Genomic DNA, 21,907 nt, shown 5'->3' on the forward strand with positions numbered 1-21,907 from the left:
TGTTATTTTTCTATGGCCTGGTAATCGAACCATGCGAAATCCGCAGGCGGCATGGGTTTGTTTTTGCCCGCACCTTCGGCGTACATGCCGATGAAGACGCCGGTGAATCCTCCTGCCAGTTCGGAGGTGAGGGGAGCGGTGGCCGCCACGCCGATCCGCGTTGCCGGCGCGTTGTCGCCTGCGACAGTCTTGTAGCTGAATTCGTAGCGGTCGGGCCAGGATTCCACCTGCAGCACGACCGGGTCGTCGCCCGGCGGCAACGATGCCGTGGCTTGCAGCGCCGTCACCCCGGCCACGCGGGTGATCAGTTCGAGCCGCCGCTGCGGTGCGCCGGTGACGCGCAATTCGTAATAATTTTTTTCGTTCTGGCGCAGCACCAGTCCCGCCGCCTGCGAAGTCGAGTCCGGACGGAACTCAAGCTGCGTGGCGGCGCGCATGCGCAGATGCTCCTGGCGGCGGCCGATAAACGCCGGCTGCGCGACGTCGTTCATCGTCACGTCGCTGCCCTTGAGCCGCAGCACGCCGGCGCGCTCGCCCAGCGACCACAGGCCATCGCCGGGGCCGCGCAATTGCGTCCATTGCAGCGCCAGCGTGGGCGCGTCAAAGTTGTCGCGCACCGGCTCGGCGGGCCACGGCGCCGATGGCGGCAGGCCTGCCGCCGGCATCGTCAACTGCAGCGGCGCGCCGTCGTTCACCGTCAGCCATCCCTGCTCGTTCCACTTGGCCGGGGCCAGCAGCGTTTCGCGTCCCAGGTGATGGCGCTGCGATTGCGGACGGATGCCGAGCAGCGTCACCCACCATTTGCCGTCCGGCGTTTGCACCAGGTCGCCGTGGCCGGTGGCTTGCAGCGGCAGTTCCGGGTGGCCGCGATGGGTCAGTATCGGATTCGAGGGCGCCGCCTCGAACGGTCCGAACGGCGATTTGGAGCGCGCCATCGTCAGGCTGTGGTTGTACGAGGTGCCGCCTTCGGAAATCATCAGGTAGTACAGGCCATCGTGCTTGTACAGGTGAGGACCTTCGGGCCATATCCCGCCGGTGCCAGGCCAGATCAGGCGTGGCTGCTCCAGCAGCTTGCCGGCCTCCAGGTCGATCTGCGCCTGATAGACGCCGCCATGTTCGCCGCCGCCATGGCGGGTGTAGTAGACCTTGCCGTCGTCGTCGAAGAACAGCGACGGGTCCATGCCCCACGATTTGTCGTTCAGCCAGACCGGTTCCGACCATGGTCCCGCCGGGTCCCTGGTGTGAACGTAGAAGGCGCCGCCGCCCTCCATATTGGTGGTCACCATGTAGAACGTGCCGCCGTGGCAGCGCAGCGTTGGGGCGTAGATGCCTTGCGAGCTGCGGGTGTGCGCCATCGACAGCTGGCTGGCGCGGGTCAGCGCGTGGCCGACCTGGCGCCAATGCACCAGGTCCTTGCTGTGATAGATAGGCACGCCGGGGAAGTATTCGAAGCTGCTGGTGGCGAGATAGTAGTCGTCGCCGACGCGGCAGACGCTGGGATCGGCATGGAAGCCGCTCAGGACGGGATTGGTGTAGACGGTATCCGTTGCCGCCTGTGCTCCGGTTGCGGCCAATAGCGCGCAGACCGCAACGGATGCCGCGCGGATCGCGGCCATGGCATTCATCGCGCCTCCCTGCAAGAGCTGCGCAGCGCGGCCAGCGGCACCGCGTTGGCGATGGCGCGGTAGCCGGCGGCCGATGGATGCAGGCCGTCGCCGGAATCGTAGTCCTTTGCCATCAGCTGCGGCTGCGCCGGATCGCGCAGCGCGGCGTCGGTGTCGGCCACCGCGTCGAACACGCCGGAATGGCGTATCCAGTCGTTGAGCGCCTGGCGGTCGGCTTCGTTTTCCGCTTCGGGATGGTAGTAGCCGCTGGCCTTGTAGGGCGTGATCGTGGCGCCGATCAGGCAGATGCCGTGCGCGTGGGCGCGTTCGGCCAGCTGGCGGTGGGCTGTTTGCAGGTCGGCCAGCAGCTGCTGGCGGTCGGCCGGCAGGTCCGGCGTGTTGCGGTGCTGGCTACCCAAATCGTTCACGCCGATCAGCACCAGCGCGTGCGTGACGCCGGCGCGCGACAGCACGTCGCGGTCGAAGCGGGCGGCCAGGCTGGTGCCCAGGCCGTCGCGCAGCATGCGGCCGCCGCCGATGCCGGCGTTGACCACGCCGATCGCCGCGCCGCTCTGGCGCAGGCGCGCGGACAGCGCGTCGGTCCAGCGCGTGTTGCTGTCCGGCGCCACGCCGTAGCCGTCGGTGATCGAGTCGCCCACGACCACCAGCGCGCCGGTCGTGGCCGGGGCCCGGACCTCGACATCGGCCAGCATATACCAGTGGGCGATGCTGCCGGCGTCCGCCCAGGCGGCGTCCATCACGCGGTTGCCCTTGGCGAGGAAGCTGGCGGCGCGCGAACCGGGATGGCCGGTCTGGCGCGCCGGTTCGCCCTTGAAATACAGCGAAACCGCCAGGTCGGCGGCCGGCTTGACGGTCATGTCGACGGCGTCGCTGTAATACTCGGCGCCGGCGGGAATCATCACGGTGCCGCGGCCGTCAAAGGTCAGCGGACGCAGGGTGGTGGCGTCGATATCGGCCTTTCCGGGCTGCGCCAGCGCGATGCTGGCCCCTTCCACCACCAATGGTGCGCTGCCGTAGGCGTTGCTGATGCGGACCCGCAAGCGGCTGCCTCCCAGCGACAGGCGCACGACCTGCCGCAGGCTGGCGTCGCGCCAGTGCTCCGCGGGCAGTTCGTTCGCCGGTTCCGGCAATTGTTGCGCCGCACCCCAGGTGGCGACCCAGTGCTGCAGGTTCTGCGCGGCCATCGCCGGGCTGGCGTTCAATAGCAGGGCCGCCAGGACGGTGCTTATCGACCGGCTCAAAGACCTGTACAACGCGTGTTGACTTGATCGCATAAATCCTTCACACTGGTGTAATGTTAGCGCTATTCATTTTAGGGTAAAGAGATGGTACATGCAACAAATTTGCCGGGAAGCGCATCTCCGGTAATTACGGAAATGCGGGTTGTGCCAGTCGCCGGTCATGACAGCATGCTACTGAATCTGTGCGGCGCCCACGCGCCATACTTCACCCGCAACCTGGTCCTGCTGAAGGACAGCGCTGGACATACCGGCATGGGCGAAGTGCCAGGCGGCGCCGGCATCCTGCGCGCGCTGGAAAACGCCGTGCCGCTGGTGGTCGGCACCCAGATCGGCCGCTACAACCGCACGCTGAACGGCATCCGCGACGCCATCGCCAACAAGGACGTCAGCGGCCAGCAGTACCAGGTCACCTCGGCCGCCGAGGCGGAAGTGCTGAAGCAGCCGCACGAGATCAACCTCCGTCTGGAGAACGTGGTCACCGCCGTCGAAGCGGCGCTGCTCGATCTGCTGGGCCAGCACCTGGGCGTGCCGGTATGCGAACTGCTCGGCGCCGGCCAGCAGCGCGACAGCGTGCCGATGCTGGCCTATCTGTTCTACATCGGCGACCGTACCCGCACCGACCTGCCGTACCTGACCGGTGACGGCGCGTCCGGCTGGTACCACATGCGCCACCAGGAAGCGCTGACGCCGGCCGCCATCGCGGCGCAGGCCGAGGCCACCGTCGCCAAGTACGGCTTCCGCGACTTCAAGCTCAAAGGCGGCGTGATGCGCGGCGCCGAGGAAATGGAAGCCGTGGCCGCGATCAAGGCGCGCTTCCCCGATTCGCGCGTCACGCTCGATCCGAACGGCGCCTGGTCGCTGAGCGAAGCGATAGCTTTGTGCAAGGGCCAGGGCCACGTGCTGGCCTACGCCGAGGACCCGTGCGGTCCCGAAAACGGCTACTCCGGCCGCGAGATCATGGCGGAATTCCGCCGCGCCACCGGCATCGCCACCGCCACCAACATGGTCGCCACCGACTGGCGCCAGATGGCCCATTCGCATTTGCTGGGCGCGGTCGACATTCCGCTGGCCGATCCGCATTTCTGGACCATGCAGGGCTCCGTGCGGCTGGCGCAGCTTTGCCAGGACTGGGGCCTGACCTGGGGTTCGCACTCCAACAACCATTTCGATGTGTCGCTGGCGATGTTCACCCATGCGGCGGCCGCCGCGCCGGGCAAGATCACCGCCATCGACACCCACTGGATCTGGCAGGAAGGCCAGGAACGCCTGACCGTCGATCCGCTGCGGATCGTCGGCGGCGAGGTCAAGGTGCCGCAGGCGCCGGGGCTGGGCATAGAGCCCGACATGGAGCGCATCGAAGCTGCGCACCAGCTGTATAAGAAAGTAGCCACCACGGCGCGCGACGACGCGATGGCGATGCGGTATCTGGTACCTGATTGGACATATTCACCCAAAAAACCGAGCCTGGGGCGTTGAGCTGTACCTGCACCTGGCCTTACGAGACATAGGAAAACCCGTGAAAAATAATCTCAAGCATGCGCCCGCAGCGGCGCACCTGCCGTCCGACCTGCCGGACGCCCTGCTGGTAGGCCGCGTCTGGCGCGCCGGCGACATCAACGGCCCTTGCGTGGTGGTCGTGCGCAACGGTGAAGTGTTCGACATCACCTCCCAGGCCAATACCGTGGCCGACCTGCTGGACCGCGACGATCCCGCCGCGTTCGCGCGCAGCGCGCCGGGCGAGCCGCTGGGCCGCGTGGAAGCGCTGATCGACAACGCGCTGGCCAACAACGCTTCCCCGCAGGCTCCGCGCCTGCTGGCGCCGTGCGACGTGCAGGCGATCAAGGCCTGCGGCGTGACCTTCGCCGTCAGCCTGCTGGAACGCGTGATCGAAGAACAGGCCGGCGGCGACGCCAGCCGCGCCGACGCGCTGCGCAGCGCGCTGCTGAAGGACATCGGCGCCGACCTGTCGGCCATCAAGCCGGGCTCGCCGGAAGCGGAAAAGCTCAAGCAGCAGTTCATCGAGCGCGGCGCCTGGTCGCAGTACATGGAAGTGGGCATCGGCCCGTATGCCGAGGTGTTCTCGAAATCGCAGCCGATGTCGGCGGTCGGTTTCGGCGCCGACGTCGGCCTGCATCCCGAATCGAAATGGAACAACCCTGAGCCGGAGATCGTGCTGGCGGTGAACAGCCGCGCCGAGACCGTCGGCGCCACGCTGGGCAACGACGTCAACCTGCGCGACATCGAAGGCCGCAGCGCGCTCCTGCTGGGCAAGGCCAAGGACAATAACGCCTCCTGCGGCATCGGTCCGTTCATCCGCCTGTTCGACGGCGGCTTCACCATCGACACCGTGCGCGGGGCGGAACTGCGCATGCTGATCGAAGGCGCGGACGACGGCTTCACGCTCGACGGCGCAAGCTTCATGCGCGAGATCAGCCGCGACCCGCTCGACCTGGTGTCGCAAACCTGCGGCGCGCATCATCAATACCCCGACGGCTTCATGCTCTTCCTCGGCACCATGTTCTCGCCGATCAAGGACCGTGGTGCGAAGGGCGCCGGCTTCACCCACAAGTTGGGCGACCGGGTCAGCATCAGCAGCCCGTCGCTGGGCATGCTGGTCAATCACGTACAACTGAGCGACGCCATCACGCCATGGACTTTCGGCGTGCGCGCGCTCTATCGCAACCTGGCCCAACGCGGCCTGCTATGAACCCAACGAATCAACAGGAGAAACACACTATGGCGCAACCCATGGCCTACGCCACCTATCCCAGCCTGGCAGACAAACGCGTACTGATCACGGGAGGCGGCACCGGCATCGGAGCCGCCATCGTGGACGCCTTCGTCAAGCAGGGTGCGCAGGTGTACTTTATCGACATCGCCGTGGAGGAGTCGAAGGAGCTGGCCGCCAGCCTGAAGGACGCCAAGTATCCGCCGCGCTTCTTCCCTTGCGACCTGACCGACCTCGATGCGCTGGCCGGCGTGTTCGCGCAGATCGAGCGCGATCACGGCACGGTGGAGGTCATGATCAACAACGCCGCCAACGACAACCGCCACAACATCGAAGACGTCACGCCGAAATACTGGGACGACAGCCTGGCCGTCAACCTGCGCCACCAGTTCTTCTGCGCCCAGGCCGTGGCGCCGGGCATGAAGGCTGCAGGCACCGGCGTGATCCTGAACTTCGGTTCGATCTCGTGGCACCTCGCGCTGGGCAACCTGAGCCTGTACATGACCGCCAAGGCGGCCATCGAAGGCATGACCCGCGGCCTGGCGCGCGACCTCGGCGCCTCCGGCATCCGCGTCAACTGCATCATCCCGGGTTCGGTGCGCACGCCGCGCCAGATGGCGCTGTGGCATACGCCGGAAGGCGAACAGGAGATCCTGAACGCCCAGTGCCTGCATGAGCGCGTGGAGCCCGAGGACATTGCCGCGATGGCGCTGTTCCTGGCATCGGACAATGCAGGGCGCTGCTCCGGCCGCGATTACTTCGTAGACGCCGGATGGTATGGTGCATGAACATCACCCAGCCTGAGTGCATCTGGCCGCTGGCGGCCACATTGGGCGAAGGCCCGGTGTGGCATGCCGGCGACAATGCCCTTTATTTCGTCGACATCAAGCAGCGCGCCATCCATCGCTGCGGCGAGGACGGCAGCCGCCGGCAAAGCTGGACGGTGCCGCAGGAAGTCGGCTTCGCGCTGCCTATGCACGGCGGCGGTTTCGTCTGCGGCCTGCCGGGCCGCCTGATGCGCTTTTCGTTCGACAGCGGCGAATTGACGCCGCTGGTGGAGCTGGAAGCCGACCTGCCGGGCAACCGCCTCAACGACGGCTATGTGGACCGTCACGGCTGCCTGTGGTTCGGCTCCATGGACAATGCCGAAACGGCGCCCAGCGGCTCGCTGTACCGCCTGTGCGAAGACGATGCCTTGCAGTGCAAGGACAGCGGCTACGTGATCACCAACGGGCCTTGCATCAGCCCGGACGGCCGCACCTTCTACCACACCGATACGCTGGAAAAAACCGTCTACGCGTTTGACGTTGACGACCAGGGCGCCCTGGCCAACAAGCGGGTCTTCATCCGCATCGAAGGCGAAGGCTATCCGGACGGCACGGCGGTGGACGCCGACGGCGCGTTGTGGATCGCCCTGTTCGCCGGCGCGCGCATCGAGCGCTATTCGTCGGCAGGCGAATTTCTCGATTCGGTTAATATGCCATGCTCTAACATCACCAAAGTCGCCTTTGGCGGCGCCGACCTGCGCACCGTCTTCGTGACGACCGCGCGCAAGGGACTGACGGACGAAGAACTGAGCCGGCAACCGCTGGCGGGAGGCTTGTTCAGCTTCCGCGTGGCGTCGCCGGGCCAGCTGCAAAACGAATATTTACCAGGACAGGCAATATGAACACACCTCGCCGTTTTCGCTCGCAGGATTGGTTTGACAATCCGGACCACATCGACATGACCGCGCTGTACCTCGAGCGCTTCATGAACTACGGTATCACGCCGGAGGAGCTTCGCTCCGGCCGCCCCATCATCGGCATCGCGCAATCGGGCAGCGACATCAGCCCGTGCAACCGCATCCACCTGGAGCTGGCCAAGCGCGTGCGCGACGGCATCCGCGACGCGGGCGGCATCGCCATGGAATTCCCGCTGCATCCGATTTTCGAAAACTGCCGCCGCCCGACCGCCGCCATCGACCGCAACCTGGCCTATATGGGCCTGGTCGAGATCCTGCACGGCTATCCGATCGACGCCGTGGTGCTGACCACCGGCTGCGACAAGACCACCCCGGCGCAGCTGATGGCCGCCGCCACCGTCGATATCCCCGCCATCGTGCTGTCCGGCGGCCCGATGCTGGACGGCTGGCTCGATGGTGAACTGGTCGGTTCCGGCGCCGCGATCTGGAAAGGCCGCAAGCAGCTGGCCGCCGGCAAGATCAACGAAGAGAAGTTCCTGCAGATCGCCGCCGCTTCGGCGCCGTCGGCCGGTCACTGCAACACCATGGGCACCGCCTCGACGATGAACGCCATCGCCGAGGCGCTGGGCATGTCGCTGACCGGCTGCTCCGCGATTCCGGCGCCGTACCGCGAGCGCGGCCAGATGGCCTATGAAACCGGCAAGCGCATCGTCGAGATGGCGCACCAGGACCTGCGTCCGTCGGCGATCCTGACGCGCGAGGCCTTCCTCGACGCGATCGTGGTCAACGCCGCCATCGGCGGTTCCACCAACGCCCAGCAGCACATCGTCGCGATGGCGCGTCACGCCGGCGTCGAACTGAAGTCGAGCGACTGGATGGAATATGGCCACAAGGTGCCGCTGCTGCTGAACATGCAGCCGTCCGGCAAATTCCTCGGCGAGCGCTTCCACCGCGCCGGCGGCGTGCCTGCCGTGATGTGGGAACTGGAACAGAACGGCAAGCTGCGCTCGGACCGACTGACCGTCACCGGCGCCACCATGAGCGACAACCTGAAGGGCCGCGAGACCAACGACCGCGAAGTGATCTACCCGTTCGCCGCGCCGCTGAAGGAAGACGCGGGCTTCTTCGTCCTGAAGGGCAACCTGTTCGACTTCGCCATCATGAAGACCAGCGTGATCTCGCCGGAATTCCGCGCCCGCTACCTGAGCAAGCCGGGCGCCGAGAACATCTTCGAGTGCCGCGCCGTGGTGTTCGACGGTTCCGGCGACTACCACGACCGCATCAACGATCCGTCGCTGAACATCGACGAGGACAGCATCCTCGTCATCCGCGGCGCCGGCCCGGTGGGCTGGCCCGGTTCGGCGGAAGTCGTCAACATGCAACCGCCTGATGCCCTGATCAAGCGCGGCATCATGAACCTGCCGACCCTGGGCGACGGCCGCCAGTCCGGCACCTCGGACAGCCCGTCGATCCTGAACGCCTCGCCCGAGAGCGCGGTGGGCGGCGGCCTGGCCTATATCCGCAACGGCGACATCGTCCGCGTCGACCTGAATGAAGGCACCTGCAATATGCTGGTCGGCGACGAGGAACTCGCCAAGCGCAAGGCCGAAGGCATACCGGCCGTGCCGCCAAGCCAGACGCCGTGGCAGCAGCTGTACCGCTCCACCGTCGGCCAGATGGAGAGCGGCGCCTGCATGGAACTGGCGGTCGACTACCGCGGTGTCGGCCACACGCTGGCGCGCCACAACCACTAAACATAAAAAATCCTACTGGAGACAGCAACATGAAGAAGATTATCGCCACCGCCGTACTCGGCGCCATGATGGCATTGGCCGGCGGCTACGCGCAAGCGGACGCCAAGAACCCGAAGATCGGTTTTTCCATCGACGACCTGCGCCTTGAGCGCTGGGTGCGCGACCGCGACTACTTCACGGCGGAAGCCGAGAAGCTGGGCGCCAAGGTCTACGTGCAGTCGGCCGACGCCAGCGAACAGCGCCAGATCTCGCAGATCGAAAACCTGATCTCGCGCGGCGTCGACGTGCTGGTCATCGTGCCGTACAACGCCACGGTGCTGAACAACGCGGTGCGCGAGGCGAAGAAGGCCAAGATCAAGGTCGTGTCCTACGACCGCCTGATCCTCAACGCGGACATCGACGCCTACATCTCCTTCGACAACGCCAAGGTCGGCGAGCTGCAGGCCGGCAGCCTGGTCGCGCTGAAACCGAAGGGCAACTACTACCTGCTGGGCGGCGCGCCGACCGACAACAACGCCAAGGTGCTGCGCGAAGGCCAGCTGAAAGTGCTGCAGCCGCTGATCGACAAGGGCGACATCAAGATCGTCGGCAAACAGTGGGTCAAGGACTGGAGCGCTTCCGAGGCGTTGTCCATCGTCGAGAACGCGCTGACCGCCAACGGCAACAAGATCGACGCCGTGGTGGCCTCCAACGACGCCACCGCCGGCGGCGCCATCCAGGCGCTGGCCGCGCAAAAGCTGGCCGGCAAGGTGCCGGTGTCCGGGCAGGACGCCGACCTGGCAGCCGTCAAGCGCGTCATCGCCGGCACTCAGGCGATGACGGTCTACAAGCCGCTCAAGCTGATCGCGACGGAAGCGGCCAGGCTGTCGGTGCAACTGGTGCGCAACCAGGCGCCTGCCTACAACTCCACCTACGAGAACGGCATGAAGAAGGTCAGCACGCTGCTGCTGGCTCCGATCGCGCTGACCAAGGCCAACGTGAACGTGCTGTCCGACGACGGTTTCTACACCAAGGCCCAGCTGTCCGCCAACTAAGGAGTCGGTATGGCTGACTATCTGCTGGAAATGAAGAACATCGTCAAGGAATTTGGCGGTGTTCGCGCGCTCAACGGCATCGACATCAAGCTCAAGGCCGGCGAGTGCGCAGGCCTGTGCGGTGAAAACGGCGCCGGCAAATCGACGCTGATGAAAGTGCTGTCCGCCGTGTACCCGCACGGCACCTGGGACGGCGAGATCCTGTGGGACGGAAAACCGCTGCGGGCGGAGTCGATTCGCGAAACCGAAGCGGCGGGCATCGTCATCATCCACCAGGAACTGATGCTGGTGCCCGAGCTGTCGGTGGCGGAGAATATCTTCCTCGGCAACGAGATCAAGCTGCCCGGCGGCCGCATGGACTATGCGGCCATGAACCGCCGCGCCGAGGAACTGCTGGCCGAGCTGGATATCCGCGACGTCAACGTGGTGCTGCCGGTGAAGCAGTACGGCGGCGGCTACCAGCAGCTGATCGAGATCGCCAAGGCGCTCAACAAGAACGCCCGCCTGCTGATCCTGGACGAGCCGTCGTCGTCGCTGACGGCCTCCGAGATCAAGGTGCTGCTGAAGATTATCCATTCGCTCAAGGCCAAGGGCGTCACCTGCGTCTACATCTCGCACAAGCTCGATGAAGTGGCGGACATCTGCGACACCATCGTCGTCATCCGCGACGGCCAGCACATCGCCACCACGCCGATGGCCGACATGAACATCGAACGCATCATCGCGCAGATGGTCGGCCGCGAAATGAACCAGCTGTATCCGGAACGGAGCCACGTGCCGGGCGAAGTCATCTTCGAAGCGCGCAACGTCAACTGCTACGACGCCGACAACCCGCAGCGCAAGCGCGTCGACAACATCTCCTTCAAGCTGCGCAAGGGCGAGATCCTCGGCATCGCGGGCCTGGTGGGCGCCGGCCGCACGGAGCTGGTGTCGGCGCTGTTCGGCGCCTATCCGGGACCGAGCGAGGCCGAGGTGTGGCTCAACGGCGTCAAGCTCGATACGCGCACACCGCTGAAGGCCATCCGCGCCGGCCTGGCGATGGTGCCGGAAGACCGCAAGCAGCACGGCATCGTGCCCGACCTGGGCGTCGGCCACAACATGACGCTGACGGTGCTGAAGGATTTCGCGCGTGCCACCCGCATCGACCAGCAGGCCGAACTCGCGACCATCCACAAGGAGATCAAGAGCGTCAAGCTGAAGACCGCCACGCCGTTCCTGCCGATTACCAGCCTGTCCGGCGGTAACCAGCAAAAGGCCGTGCTGTCGAAGATGCTGCTGACCAAACCGAAGATCCTGATCCTCGACGAACCGACGCGCGGCGTCGACGTCGGCGCCAAGTTCGAGATCTACCAGCTGATGTTCGACCTGGCCGCACAGGGCATGTCCATCATCATGGTGTCGTCTGAGCTGGCCGAAGTGCTGGGCATCTCGGACCGCGTGCTGGTGGTCGGCGAGGGCAAGCTGCGCGGCGATTTCGTCAACGACAACCTGAGCCAGGAAACCGTGCTGGCCGCGGCGCTGGACCAAACGCAGCCTGCGCTGCACTGATACTCTCCTAGATCTGGATTTGCCATGAACAGTAACAACATCAAACAGTTATTCACGCAGTACAAAATGCTGGCCCTGCTGATCGCAGTCGCCTTGATCTGGGGTTTCTTCAGCTACCATACCGAGGGCGGCTTCGTCACGCCGCGCAACCTGTCCAACCTGATGCGCCAGATGGCCATTACCGGCATCGTCGCCTGCGGCATGTCGCTGGTGATCATCGCCGGCGAGATCGACCTGTCGGTCGGATCGCTGCTTGGCCTGCTGGGCGGCGTGGCGGCGGTGCTGGATGTGTCGCACCATCTGCCGCTGCCCTTGAACCTGCTGATCGTGCTGGGCATCGGCCTGGTCATCGGCCTGTTCAACGGCTACCTGACCGCCTACCTGAAAATCCCGTCGTTCATCGTCGGCCTGGGCGGCATGCTGGCCTACCGCGGCATCGTGCTGGGCGTGACGGGCGGCGTGACCATCGCGCCGGTATCGGACGACCTGGTCTACCTCGGCCAGGCCTACCTGTCGCCGACCCTGGGCGTGGCGCTGGGCGTGGTGCTGTTCGCCGTCGCGGTATTCCTGGTATGGCAGCAGCGCCGCAGCCACGCCGCCTACGGCCTGGCCGTGGCGCCGGTCTGGCGCGACGCCGCCAAGGTGGTGGTGCTGGGCGCCGTGCTGCTGGCGTTCGTCACGACCTTCAATTCGTACGAGGGCATTCCGCTGCCGGTGCTGCTGTTGCTGGCGTTGCTGGGCATCTTCAGCTACGTCACCACGCAGACGGTGTTCGGCCGCCGCGTCTACGCAGTCGGCAGCAATATGGAAGCGACGCGCCTGTCGGGCATCAACGTGCAGGCGGTAAAGCTTTGGATCTTCGGCATCATGGGCCTGATGTGCGCACTGGCCGGCCTGGTCAACACCGCGCGGCTGGCCGCCGGTTCGCCGTCGGCCGGCACCTCCGGCGAGCTCGATGCGATCGCGGCCTGCTTCATCGGCGGCACCTCGATGCGCGGCGGCTCGGGCACCGTGCACGGCGCGCTGATCGGCGCGCTGGTGATGGCGAGCCTCGACAACGGCATGTCGATGCTGGACGTGGACACGTATTGGCAGATGATCGTCAAGGGCTGCATCCTGACGCTGGCCGTGTGGGTGGACGTTGCGACCCGTGCGGGCAAGCGCTGAGCGGCATCATCAAAGAACACCATAAAAGAATACCAACGGAGACAGATAACATGAAGAACAACCGCAGACAGTTTTTAACTTCCATGTCCAGCATCGCCGGCCTGTCCGTGCTGCCTGGCTCGATGGCGCTGGCCGCCGCCGCCAAGGCGCCGTACAAGGATGCGACCCTGCCGGTGCAGCAGCGCGTCGACGACCTGCTGGGCCGCATGACGCTGGAAGAAAAAATCATGCAGATGCAGTGCACCTGGCAGCAGAAGACCGAGATCCAGGACGCGAAAGGCGAGTTCTCGCCGGCCAAGGCGCAGAAGGCGTTTCCGAACGGCCTGGGCATGATCGCCCGTCCGTCGGACCGCCAGCTCGGGCAGGCGGCGGGCGCCGGCGACACCGGCGCCCATAACAACCGCAACGCGCTGGAAACGGCGACCTATGTGAACGCGGTCCAGAAGTGGGCGGTCGAGCAGACCCGTCTCGGCATCCCGCTGTTCATGCACGAGGAATCGCTGCACGGCTACGTCGCCCGCGACGCCACCAGCTTCCCGCAGGCGATCGGCCTGGCGTCGTCGTTCGACACCGACCTGGCGCGCAAGGTGTTCAGCGTGGCGGCGCGCGAGATGCGCGCACGCGGCGCCAACCTGGCGCTGGCGCCGGTGGTGGACGTGGCGCGCGAACCGCGCTGGGGCCGCATCGAGGAAACCTACGGCGAAGACCCGCACCTGTGCGGCGAGATGGGCAAGGCCGCCGTGCTGGGCTTCCAGGGCGAGAGCAAGGTGCTGGCCAAGGACAAGGTCTACGCCACGCTCAAGCACATGACCGGCCACGGCCAGCCTGAAAGCGGCACCAACATCGGCCCGGCCGAAGTGAGCGAACGCACGCTGCGCGAGGAGTTCTTCCCGCCGTTCGAAAAACTGATCAGGGAAACCAACGTCGCCGCCGTCATGCCGTCGTATAACGAGATCGGCGGCGTGCCGTCGCATGCCAACCACTGGCTGATCACCAAGGTGCTGCGCGAGGAGTGGGGTTTCAAGGGCGTGACCGTGTCGGACTACTTCGGCATCAATGAACTGGTCACGCGCCACAAGCTGGCAGCCACGCCGAAGGAAGCCGCTTATCGCGCGCTGAAGGCCGGCGTCGACATCGAAACGCCGGATGGCCTGGGCTACAAGACGCTGGCGGAGCTGGTGAAGGAAAAGCGCATCGCCGAAAGCGAGATCGACGCCGTGGTGCGCCGCGTGCTGGAACTGAAATTCAACGCGGGCCTGTTCGAGCAGCCCTACGTCGACGCGAAAGCGGCCGACGGCCTGACCGCCACGCCGGAAGCCGTCGCGCTGGCGCGCCTGGCGGCCACGCGCACGCCGGTGCTGCTGAAGAACGACAAGGGCGTGCTGCCGCTGGACGGCAAGAAGGTCGGCAAGGTGCTGCTGCTCGGTACCCACGCCAAGGATTGCCCGATCGGCGGCTACTCGGACGTGCCGCGCCACGTGGTGTCGATCTACGAAGGCCTGCAGGCCGAGGCCAAGGCGCAGGGCTTCGAGCTGGCGTATTCCGAAGGCGTGCGCATCACCGACAGCCGCGTATGGGGCGCCGACGAGATCAAGTTCACGCCGCCGGAAGTCAACGCCAAACTGATCGCCGAGGCGGTGCAGGCGGCCAAGTCGGCCGACACCATCATCATGGTCCTGGGCGACAACGAGCAGACCAGCCGCGAGGCCTGGGCCGACAATCACCTGGGCGACCGCGACAGCCTGGACATGCTGGGCCAGCAGAACGACCTGGCGCGCGCCATCTTCGCGCTCGGCAAGCCGACCGTGGTGTTCCTGCTCAACGGCCGTCCGCTGTCGGTCAACCTGCTGGCGGAAAAGGCCGACGCGCTGATCGAAGGCTGGTACATGGGCCAGCAGACCGGCTTCGCCGCCGCCGACCTGCTGTTCGGCCGCGCCAACCCGGGCGGCAAGCTGCCGGTGTCGATCGCGCGCAGCGTCGGCCAGCTGCCGATCTTCTACAACCACAAGCCGTCGGCGCGCCGCGGCTACATCGACGGTTCGACCAAGCCGCTGTATCCGTTCGGCTTTGGCCTGAGCTACACCACGTTCGATATTTCCGAACCGCGCCTGGTCAAGGCCAGCATCGCGGTCGGCGAATCGACCAAGGTGGAAGTGGATGTGACCAACACCGGCAAGCTGGCCGGCGACGAAGTGGTGCAGCTGTACATCCGCGACGATATCAGCTCGGTTACGCGGCCGGTGCTGGAGTTGAAGGGCTTCCAGCGCGTGACGCTGAAGCCGGGCGAGAAGCGCACGCTGTCGTTCGACATCAAGCCGTCCGACCTGTGGTTCTTCAACACCGAGATGGTGCGCGTGGTGGAGCCGGGCAGCTTTACCATCCATGTCGGCCCGGACAGCGTCAAGCTGAAATCGGCCAAGCTGATGGTAGGTTAAGATCCGCTCAGCTCCAGGACCAGAAGCCGGCGGCGACGCCGGTGGCCTGCGGCAGGCCGGTGCCGACTTTCGGGGTGGGCCGGCGCCCGCCGCTCTGGTCGGCGAATGGCCGCATCAGGTAATGGCGCGCCATCGCCGCGCCGCCGATGGCGATGGCGTTGATGCCGAAGCGCGGCGTGCGGATCGCCGGCGCAGGCAGCAGCGTCGCGCTGGCGCAGTCGTTGAGCACCTGGCGGCCCGGCTCCAGGAAGCGGTCGCCCAGGCGCAGCGCGGCGCCGCCGATGACGATGCACATCGGATCGAACGCCACCCACAGGTTATTCAGCAGCACCCCCAGCTTGCGGCCGGCCGCGGCCACCACGTCGCAGGCGGCGGCGTCTCCCGCCTCCACCTGCACGAACAGCTTTTCCAGCAGCTCGGCGCCGTGCGCCGGCTTGCCGTTCACCTCGTCCATCAGTGCCTGCAGGCCGATCAGCGCGTCGGCGCAGCCGCGCCGGCCGCAGGAGCAGGGCGGTCCGTCCTGCTGCAGGATGGTGTGGCCGACCTCGCCGGCGAATCCGTACAAGCCGGTCAGCAGACGGCCGTTGACGATGATGCCGGCGCCCACGCCGTAGCCTATGCTCAGGTAGATCAATGGATCGGCGCCGGCCTGGTTGGAAAATTCCAGCTCCGCCAGCGCGGCCACGTTCGCCTCGTTCTGGATGAACAGCGGCTTGCCATCCAGCGCGGTGAAGGCGAAGTGCGAGCGCATCTGGTTGGCCACGTCGACGTTGCGCCAGCCGAGGTGGGGCGCGTAGTGCAGCACGCCGGTGGCGTCGTCGACCACGCCGTGCAGGCCGATGCCCACGCCCAGCAGCGCGCGGCCGGCCAGCGCGCCGTCGGCGCGCGCCATGTGCAGCACGCCGGCCGCCATCTGCCCGACGCAGGCGACGGCGTCGGCGCCGTTGGCGTAGTCGATCACCGCCTCGTCCAGCACCTCGCCCAGCAGGTTGGTGGCGACGATGCGCGCCGCGCCGATGCCGAGGTCGACGCCGAGCAGCGCCAGGCGGGTGCCGTCCAGGTGCAGCGGCGTCGCGCGCCGGCCCAGCGCGCCGGTGGCCAGCAATGCGCTTTCGCTGAGCCAGCCTTCGTCCAGCAGCTCGCGCACCAGCAGGCTGACGGTGGACTTGGTCAGGCCGACGGTTTCGGCCAGCCCGGCGCGCGACAGTCCCGGCTGGTTGCACAGCTGGCGCACCAGCGCCATGCGATTGACTTGCTTGAGTAGCTGTTGGTCGCCGGCGACGATCATAGGTGAAAGCGTTCGAGGTGAGGAGTCAGGCAGGGATCATACACCAATGAAATGCAGTCGAGTCATCCGCGCTTTTTTGGCGCTTTGCGGCGTCCATACAACAGCTCGCAACTTCCTCGTTTGAATTCGTTCGATCAATTGACTAATGAGTTTTTTTCTCATATCCTGAGCTGGCTTTATCAATTCGTCATTTGATTGAACTAAGTTTGAAAACGTTTGCACGCCGACCTGGCGTGCGCGTGACCGGGGGCCATCCGCGCCGCCGCCAGTTTCTGTAGCAGAACACTTCAGAGTAGTTGTAGTTGTCACCACGACGGCGTTGCTTACGACCTGCTCGATCAGCGTCGAAGACATAAATAAATCTAATAAGGAGACGTAGTGCGAAATCAATCCAACAAGGGGGCAGTCCACCCGAATTCCCGACGCAGGGCCATCAGCCTGGCGGTCGCCAGCGCCTGCTTGAGCCTGTCGTCGGCCTACGCGCAAGAGGCCGTCAAGGCGGCCGATGCGCCGCCGGCCGAACAGACCGTCGTTGTCACCGGTATCCGCGCCAGCATGCAGTCGACGCTGAACCTGAAGCGCAATTCCGACGGTATCGTCGACGGCATCGTGGCCGACGATATCGGTAAGTTCCCCGATACCAACCTGGCCGAATCGCTGCAGCGCATTTCCGGCGTGTCGATCGACCGCAGCAACGGCGAAGGGCAGAAAGTCACCGTGCGCGGCGTCGGTCCCGACCTGAACATGGTGCTGCTGAACGGCCGCCAGATGCCGACCTCGAACCTGGGCGACCTGTCCGGCCGCGCGTTCGATTTCTCCAACCTGGCGTCCGAGGCGATCTCGCAGATCCAGGTGTACAAGACCAGCCGCGCCGACACGCCGCCGGGCGGCATCGGCGCCACCGTCAACATCATGACCGCGCGTCCGTTCGACAATCCCGGCATGCATTCGAGCGTCGGCGTCAAGGGCGTGTACGACACCTCGAACAACCACCTGCCGGACGCCGACAAGGCCAGCACCTCGCTGACGCCTGAAATCTCCGGCATCTACAGCAACACCTCGGCCGATGGCCGCTGGGGTGTCGCCCTCAGCGGCAGCTACCAGAAGCGCAACCTGGGCGTGAACACCGCCGGCATCACCAATGGCTGGCGCGGCCCGTTCACCGGCGACGAAAACAACTGGGGCACGATCCCGCAGGCGGGCCAGCCGGGCTACAGCGACATCACCAACCGTCCGAAACCGGGCGACGTGTACTCGGTGCCGCAGAACATTTCCTACTTCATGAAGGGCATGCAGCGCCAGCGCACCAACGGCCAGCTGGCCTTGCAGTTCAAGCCGACCACCGAGCTGACCACGACGCTGGACTACACCTACTCGGAAAACAAGATCCAGACCCGCTCGCACGAACTGAGCGCCTGGTTCAACATGGGTCCTTCGGTCAGCAAGTGGACCGATGGCCCGATCGCCTCGCCGATCTACTACCAGGAAAACGTCACCGCGCAGGATATCGCGATGAACGGCGGCGACTACGCCACCAAGTCGACCAACAAGTCGCTCGGCTTCAACGCCGTGTGGAAAGCCACCCCGTCGTTGAAGGTGGTGTTCGACGCGCATAGTTCGTCGGCGGTGTCGCAGAAGGACAGCCCGTTCGGCTCGGCCAACGACCTGGCCACCGTCAGCTTCAGCCGCGGCAATACCGGCGTCGACTTCACCCACGAAATGCCGGTGCTGAGCATCCAGGGCGCGAACTTCACCGCGGCGCCGATGCAGGTGTCCGGTTCCTGGTTCCAGGACGGCTACCAGAAGATGACCATCGACCAGGGCCAGGCCAGCGGCAGCCTGAAACTGATGGAGGCGTCCAACCTGAACTTCGGCCTGGCGGTCACCAACGTCAAGAACCGTTCGGCCTTCCAGCAGGTGCAGAGCGACAGCTGGGGCGGCGCCACCAAGGCCTCCGACTATCCGCAATCGCTGTTCCAGGCGGACGACCTGCGCAAGTACTTCGGCAAGATGGATGGCGTGAGCGATCCTAACCTGTTCAACCAGATCCACACCTTCAACTTCGCCGCCGTGCGCCAGGTGGCGTCGGACACCACCGGCAAGCCGGCGTTGTACATGCCGAGCCTGGAGAACCCGGACTACGATCGCCGCACCACCGAGAAATCGAAGTCGGCCTTCGTCCAGCTGGTGACCGAATGGGATACCGCGATTCCTATCCACACCGGCATCGGCGCGCGCTTCGAGAAGACCGACGTGCTGTCGACCGCGTTGTCGCAGACGCCGACCGCGGTGCGCTGGGTCTCGCAGAACGAGTTCCCGATCACCTTCTCCGGCAAGGCGTTCACGTCGCAGGCTGGTTCCTACCACAACCTGCTGCCTAGCCTGGACATCGACGCCGACCTGCGCTCGGACTTCAAGGTACGCGCCAGCTACGGCGAGACCATCGGCCGTCCGCGCTATGACCAGATCCAGGGCGGCACCACCATCGGCGCCACCGCGTCGGTCAACGGCGACTCGGCATCGACCGGCAACCCGGCGCTGAAACCGGTCAAGTCGAAGAACCTGGACTTGTCGGCAGAGTGGTACTACGACAAGCGCAGCCTGGTGTCGCTGGGCCTGTTCGAGAAGAAGCTGACCAACTACGCCGGCCAGTCGGTGACCGATGTACCGCAGGCCAACCTGCATACGCCGGTCGGCGGCAAGTACTGGAACGCGGCGCTGGGCGCCGGCTGTATCGTCACCGATACCGCCTGCATCCGCAACTACATCTTCAAGAACTTCAACGGCCAGCCCGGCGTGGTGCGCGGGCCGGACAACGAGAAGGGCGAGATCACCGGCGTCATCACCGGCCAGCCGAGCGATCCGGCGATCAAGTTCCAGACCACCAGCTACGTCAATGCGCAGGACGCCAACCTGCACGGCGCCGAGATCAACTGGCAGCACATGTTCGGCAACAGCGGCTTCGGCATCCAGGCCAACTACACCTACGTCAAGTCGGGGCTGGCGTTCAACAACGCCAGCAAGGGCGACCAGTTCGCGCTGGTCGGCCTGAGCAACTCGGCCAACCTGGTGGGTATCTACGAGGACGACAAGTGGAGCGTCCGCGCCGCGTACAACTGGCGCGGGCAGTTCCTGTCGTCGACCACCGACCTGGCAGGCGCCAATCCGCAGTACGTGGAGCCGTATGGACAGGTGGACGTCAACGTCGGCTATGCCTACAACAAGAACCTGAGCTTCCAGCTGGAGGCGATCAACCTGACCGACCAGCTGCAGCGCGTGCACGGCCGTACCGACATGATGGTACTGAGCCTGGCACAATCGGGACCGCGCTACATGTTGTCGGCACGTTACAAGTTCTAACCGCCGCAGACACCGGGACGGCGCCCGCCGTCCCGGCCTGACCCGCAGGCCGCCTTCATGGCGGCCTGTGCTTTCTCGTGCCTGGTGGTGGCACCGGGCTGCAAGGATTCCAACATATGAGTGGGCCTGAGCTGCAACAACTGCAACAGCTACAACATATCGTCATCGTCGGCGGCGGTTCGGCCGGCTGGCTGACGGCGGCGGTGATCGCCGCCGAACACGCGGCGCTGAAGGTGACCGTGCTGGAGTCGCCCGACGTGGCGCCGATCGGCGTCGGCGAGGGCACCTGGCCCAGCATGCGCGACACCCTGGCGCGCATCGGCGTGTCCGAGACCGATTTCTTCCGCGAATGCGACGCCTCGTTCAAGCAGGGTTCGCGCTTCAACGCCTGGGTCGACGGCGGCGACGACGATTTCTATTTCCATCCCTTCGTCGTGCCGCACGGCTACGGCGAAGCCAACCTGCCGGCCCGCTGGCGCGCCCGCCACGCGGACCAGCCGTTCGCCGGCGTGGTCAGCTTCCAGCCGCAGCTGTGCTTGCACGGCAAGGCGCCCAAGCAGGCCGCCACGCCGGAGTTTGCCGCCGTGTCGAACTACGGCTACCACCTCGACGCCGGCAAGTTCGGCCTGTTCCTGCGCCGCCACTGTACCGAGGTCCTCGGCGTGCGCCACCTGGTCGACCATGTGGACGCCGTGCTGCCGCAGGACGACGGCGACATCGCCGCCCTGCAGACGCGCCGCAACGGCGCCGTCCGGGGCGACCTGTTCATCGACTGCAGCGGCGCCCAGTCGCTGCTGCTGGGCCAGCACTACGGCATCGAGTTCCTGTCGCAAAAACACGTGCTGTTCAACGACAGCGCGCTGGCGCTGCAGATGCCCTATCCCGACGAGCACAGCCCGATCGCCTCGCAGACGCTGTCGACCGCGCAGGCGCACGGCTGGATCTGGGACATCGGCCTGCCGGCCCGGCGTGGCATCGGCTATGTCTATTCCGGCGCCCACACCGGCGACGAGCAGGCCGAGCGCACGCTGCACGCCTATGTGCGGCGCACCAGCCCCGGCCAGGAAGTGCCGACGCCGCGCAAGCTGTCGTTCCAGCCCGGCTACCGCGCGCGCTTCTGGCACCGCAACTGCGTGGCGATCGGCCAGTCGGCCGGCTTTCTCGAACCGCTGGAGGCGTCGGCGCTGGCGATGGTCGAGCTGTCGGCCGCCACGCTGGCCGACGCGCTGCCGGCCAACCGCGCCGCGATGGACATCGCGGCGCGCCGCTACAACGACGCCTTCCTCTACCGCTGGGAACGGGTGATCGATTTCCTCAAGCTGCACTACGTGTTGAGCCGGCGCGACGACACCCAGTACTGGCGCGACAACCGCCGCGCGGGATCGATTCCGCCACGCCTGAAGGAGTTGCTGACCTTGTGGCGCCACCAGCCGCCGTCGCGCTACGACCTGCACCGCATCGAAGAAGTGTTCCCCGCCGCCAGCTACCAGTACGTGCTGTACGGCATGGGCTTCGACACCGACTACGGCGACGGCCGCCGCCGCTCCGACCATCCCGGCCTGGCCGACGCCTGCTTCCGCGACACCCGGGCGCTGGCCGGCCGGATGCTGGCCGGCCTGCCGGACAACCGCGAACTGATCGACCACATCAAGCGTCACGGCCTGCCGGTACAACCCTGAGGTGCCAAGCCGTGGCTCAAACGCGTTATGGACTGTTCGCCTCGTCGATACGCGCGCAATTGATATACCTCTTATTTGTTAATGACAGCGTGTGCCAAATTTGACTAGAATGAAACTAGTTGTATAAATTGACACCGTTACTGAGGGGTTCACAATGAATATCCTGGCGGCGCTGGCGTCTACACGCTGGTTCAAATTATCCATACTCCTCGCGCTGCTGGCCGGCTGCGCCAAGCACGAGGAGGGGGGGGGGCCCCGGGGGGGGGGCCCCCGGGGGGGGGGGGGGGGGGGGGGCGCGGCCGCGCGCGGCGGGTGGGGGGAAAAAAAACCCCCCCCCCCCCCCCGCCCCCCCGCGCCCCCCCCC

At 65.9% G+C, this 21,907-nt stretch carries 16 protein-coding genes; 12 read left to right on the forward strand and 4 right to left on the reverse strand.

Features of this window, described 5'->3' with window-relative positions:
- Positions 1-2: 2 nt before the first annotated feature.
- Positions 3-1,625 carry a glycoside hydrolase family 43 protein gene (locus tag ACCD07_RS06960; protein ID WP_413446901.1) on the reverse strand — a complete coding sequence of 541 codons (1,623 nt, stop codon included), beginning with the start codon at positions 1,623-1,625 and terminating at the stop codon, positions 3-5.
- The gene (locus tag ACCD07_RS06965) at positions 1,622-2,866 is read right to left on the reverse strand and encodes an SGNH/GDSL hydrolase family protein (protein ID WP_413446902.1); all 1,245 of its coding nucleotides are present in this window, start codon (positions 2,864-2,866) and stop codon (positions 1,622-1,624) included. The genes ACCD07_RS06960 and ACCD07_RS06965 overlap by 4 nt, the downstream gene beginning before the upstream one ends.
- A gap of 84 nt (positions 2,867-2,950) precedes the next feature.
- On the opposite strand from ACCD07_RS06965, the gene ACCD07_RS06970 reads away from it, so the two are divergent.
- From ACCD07_RS06970 to ACCD07_RS07010, 9 genes are read left to right on the forward strand one after another with little or no spacing between them, the layout of a single operon-like run.
- A complete protein-coding gene (locus tag ACCD07_RS06970; protein WP_413446903.1) occupies positions 2,951-4,342 on the forward strand; it encodes an enolase C-terminal domain-like protein in 1,392 nt (463 codons plus the stop codon).
- A gap of 40 nt (positions 4,343-4,382) precedes the next feature.
- A complete protein-coding gene (locus ACCD07_RS06975) occupies positions 4,383-5,573 on the forward strand; it encodes a fumarylacetoacetate hydrolase family protein (protein WP_413446904.1) in 1,191 nt (396 codons plus the stop codon).
- Positions 5,574-5,614: 41 nt separating this feature from the next.
- Positions 5,615-6,382 carry an SDR family NAD(P)-dependent oxidoreductase gene (locus ACCD07_RS06980; protein ID WP_353403952.1) on the forward strand — a complete coding sequence of 256 codons (768 nt, stop codon included), beginning with the start codon at positions 5,615-5,617 and terminating at the stop codon, positions 6,380-6,382.
- Complete coding sequence (locus ACCD07_RS06985; RefSeq protein ID WP_413446905.1) at positions 6,379-7,263, forward strand: SMP-30/gluconolactonase/LRE family protein; 885 nt, start codon at positions 6,379-6,381, stop codon at positions 7,261-7,263. Before ACCD07_RS06980 ends, ACCD07_RS06985 begins: the two co-directional genes overlap by 4 nt.
- Positions 7,260-9,032 carry an IlvD/Edd family dehydratase gene (locus tag ACCD07_RS06990; RefSeq protein ID WP_413446906.1) on the forward strand — a complete coding sequence of 591 codons (1,773 nt, stop codon included), beginning with the start codon at positions 7,260-7,262 and terminating at the stop codon, positions 9,030-9,032. The genes ACCD07_RS06985 and ACCD07_RS06990 overlap by 4 nt, the downstream gene beginning before the upstream one ends.
- A gap of 29 nt (positions 9,033-9,061) precedes the next feature.
- Positions 9,062-10,066 (forward strand): D-xylose ABC transporter substrate-binding protein, encoded by a 1,005-nt coding sequence (gene xylF / locus ACCD07_RS06995; RefSeq protein WP_353403850.1) that lies wholly within the window; start codon positions 9,062-9,064, stop codon positions 10,064-10,066.
- 9 nt (positions 10,067-10,075) lie between these two features.
- Positions 10,076-11,614, forward strand: coding sequence for a D-xylose ABC transporter ATP-binding protein (gene xylG, locus ACCD07_RS07000; RefSeq protein WP_176653053.1), 1,539 nt, complete (start codon positions 10,076-10,078; stop codon positions 11,612-11,614).
- Between the two features lie 24 nt (positions 11,615-11,638).
- The gene (locus tag ACCD07_RS07005) at positions 11,639-12,781 is read left to right on the forward strand and encodes a sugar ABC transporter permease (protein WP_176653052.1); all 1,143 of its coding nucleotides are present in this window, start codon (positions 11,639-11,641) and stop codon (positions 12,779-12,781) included.
- Between the two features lie 50 nt (positions 12,782-12,831).
- Positions 12,832-15,216 carry a glycoside hydrolase family 3 N-terminal domain-containing protein gene (locus tag ACCD07_RS07010; protein ID WP_413446907.1) on the forward strand — a complete coding sequence of 795 codons (2,385 nt, stop codon included), beginning with the start codon at positions 12,832-12,834 and terminating at the stop codon, positions 15,214-15,216.
- A gap of 7 nt (positions 15,217-15,223) precedes the next feature.
- On the opposite strand, the gene ACCD07_RS07015 is transcribed toward ACCD07_RS07010, so the two are convergent.
- Positions 15,224-16,504, reverse strand: a complete 1,281-nt coding sequence (locus ACCD07_RS07015) for an ROK family transcriptional regulator (protein ID WP_413446908.1) — start codon at positions 16,502-16,504, stop codon at positions 15,224-15,226.
- Positions 16,505-16,540: 36 nt separating this feature from the next.
- The gene (locus ACCD07_RS07020; protein ID WP_413446909.1) at positions 16,541-16,858 is read right to left on the reverse strand and encodes a hypothetical protein; all 318 of its coding nucleotides are present in this window, start codon (positions 16,856-16,858) and stop codon (positions 16,541-16,543) included.
- Positions 16,859-16,882: 24 nt separating this feature from the next.
- On the opposite strand from ACCD07_RS07020, the gene ACCD07_RS07025 reads away from it, so the two are divergent.
- The 3 genes from ACCD07_RS07025 to ACCD07_RS07035 form a co-directional block, all read left to right on the forward strand.
- Positions 16,883-19,864 (forward strand): TonB-dependent receptor, encoded by a 2,982-nt coding sequence (locus ACCD07_RS07025; protein ID WP_413446910.1) that lies wholly within the window; start codon positions 16,883-16,885, stop codon positions 19,862-19,864.
- A 116-nt stretch (positions 19,865-19,980) separates the two neighbouring features.
- Positions 19,981-21,543 (forward strand): tryptophan halogenase family protein, encoded by a 1,563-nt coding sequence (locus tag ACCD07_RS07030; RefSeq protein WP_413446911.1) that lies wholly within the window; start codon positions 19,981-19,983, stop codon positions 21,541-21,543.
- A gap of 154 nt (positions 21,544-21,697) precedes the next feature.
- Positions 21,698-21,907: hypothetical protein (locus ACCD07_RS07035; RefSeq protein WP_413446912.1), on the forward strand; the 210-nt coding region annotated here is incomplete at its 3' end.

Origin of the sequence: Duganella sp. Dugasp56 (assembly GCF_047304105.1) — a bacterium.
Lineage (GTDB): Bacteria > Pseudomonadota > Gammaproteobacteria > Burkholderiales > Burkholderiaceae_D > Rugamonas > Rugamonas hordei.